1 protein-coding gene and 1 pseudogene are annotated in these 1,826 nt (G+C 67.6%); both read left to right on the top strand.

What is annotated here, in order from left to right:
• A pseudogene (locus H6B51_RS16875) lies at nt 1-584 on the top strand (hypothetical protein); the annotation flags it as partial.
• A gap of 60 nt (nt 585-644) precedes the next feature.
• Nucleotides 645-1,805, top strand: a complete 1,161-nt coding sequence (locus tag H6B51_RS16870; RefSeq protein WP_204884757.1) for an aminotransferase class V-fold PLP-dependent enzyme — start codon at nt 645-647, stop codon at nt 1,803-1,805.
• The last annotated feature ends 21 nt before the right edge of the window (nt 1,806-1,826 follow it).

Here is a 1,826-nt window from a genome sequence, read left to right as displayed (position 1 = left end):
CCCCCGCCCCCACGCCGGATCGGGATGACGAGGACGAGGACCGGGAGGAGCTGATCGTCTACCTGTCCTTCCTGTGTACCGGCGGCGGAGATCTGGACGGTATCCTGGAGCAGCTGTCCATCTCCGATGTGGGGGCTTTGTTCCTGTTCCGGCCCTCGGAGCTGGAGGACTACGGAGAGCAGCTGCGGCAGATCTCCGGCAGCGGTCATCAGATCGGATTCATATTGGCTTCCGATACTCTGGGGGAGGCCCGGAAGGAGCTGAAGCTGGGCGGGACCCTGCTGGCCCGGCTGGCCCACACCACCAGCCATACCGTTTACCTGGAAAACGGCGGCAGCGAGCTTGCCGCCGGGTTGACGGAGGAGGGCTGGGCCTGGTGGACCGGCCAGGCACGTCAGCTGGAGGACACGCGCAGCGCCTACAACCGGTGCAATGCCCTGCTGGCCTCTCTGGAGGGCTTCCACGGCACTGTCCGGGTGCTGCTGGACGACGGAGCGGGTACGGCGGATACCCTGGCCCGGCTGCTGCCCCGGCTGCCCGGGGAGAACTGCCAGGTCCGTCTGCCGGTTGAGACCCTGTTTTGAGGAGGGCGGGCCTTTGCCCGCCCTTTTCCATATTATAATAAGGTATAGGAGGCGTCCGCCATGCGGAGCGTATATCTGGACAATGGGGCCACGTCCTACCCCAAGGCCCCCGGAGTAGGGGAAGCCATGGCCCGATTCATCACCGAGGTGGGCTGCAACATCGGCCGTGGGGGCTACCAGCGGGCCTACGACGCGGCGGGCCGGGTGCTGGAGGTGCGGGAAGCCCTCAATACCCTGGTCCACGGGCCAAATCCCCGCAACGTGGTGCTTACCGCCGGGGCAACCGCCGGCCTGAACCTGCTTTTGAAAGGTCTGCTGCGGCCGGGGGACCGGGTGCTCACCTCACCCATGGAGCACAACGCGGTTCTTCGTCCCCTGGAGCAGCTGAAGCGGCAGGGCGTTGTGGTGGACTATCTCCCCTGCACCGACCGGGGGGAGCTGGTGCTGGAGGGCCTGGCGGAAAAGATCACCCCAGATCTCCGGGCGGTGGTCCTCTGCCACGGCTCCAATCTCTCCGGCACCCTCTTTCCCATTGAAAAGGTGGGGGCCATCTGCCGGGAGAAGGGGGTCTTTTTCCTGGTGGACGCCGCTCAGACCCTGGGGGTGTTCCCGGTGGACATGGCGGCCATGGGCATCGACGGCCTGGCCTTCCCCGGCCACAAGGGCCTGCTGGGCCCCCAGGGCATCGGCGGCCTGGTGGTCACCGACGCCCTGGCGGCGGAGCTGGAGCCCCTGCTGGCCGGCGGCACCGGCAGCATGTCCGAATCCCTGGACATGCCCCCCTACCTCCCCGACCGGCTGGAGGCGGGCACCCTCAACCTGCCCGGCGTGTTCGGCCTGGGGGCCGCCCTGGACTACCTGGCGGAGCAAGGGGAGGCCCTGCGGGCCCGGGAGCACAGGCTGGCCGGCCACCTGTGGGCCCGGCTCATGGAGCTGGAGGAGTGCGGCATCCGGGTGCTGGGTACTTTAGACCCGGCCAACCGCACCGGGGTGGTGTCCATCGACTGCGCAAAAATGGACAACGCCCAGCTTGCCTTCCTGCTGGAGCAGGACTACGGCGTCCAGACCCGCTGCGGCCTCCACTGCGCCCCCATGGCCCACAGGACCCTGGGTACCTTCCCCCAGGGGGCCGTCCGCTTCTCGGTAGGCCCCTTCAATACCTTTGAGGAGCTCGACTACGTCCAGGACGCCGTTTGGAAGCTCCTGACCGACGCCCAATAAAAAGCCTTCCCCCTCCCGCCC

The sequence above is a fragment of the Pseudoflavonifractor phocaeensis genome (genome assembly GCF_016901955.1).
Taxonomy (GTDB): Bacteria; Bacillota; Clostridia; order Oscillospirales; family Oscillospiraceae; genus Flavonifractor; species Flavonifractor phocaeensis_A.
This window is presented reverse-complemented; position numbering and strand designations above follow the sequence as displayed.

Excerpts from the sequence above, each read along its gene's own strand:
- H6B51_RS16870 (WP_204884757.1), top strand. The coding sequence starts at position 645 with ATGCGGAGCGTATATCTGGACAATGGGGCCACGTCCTACCCCAAGGCC.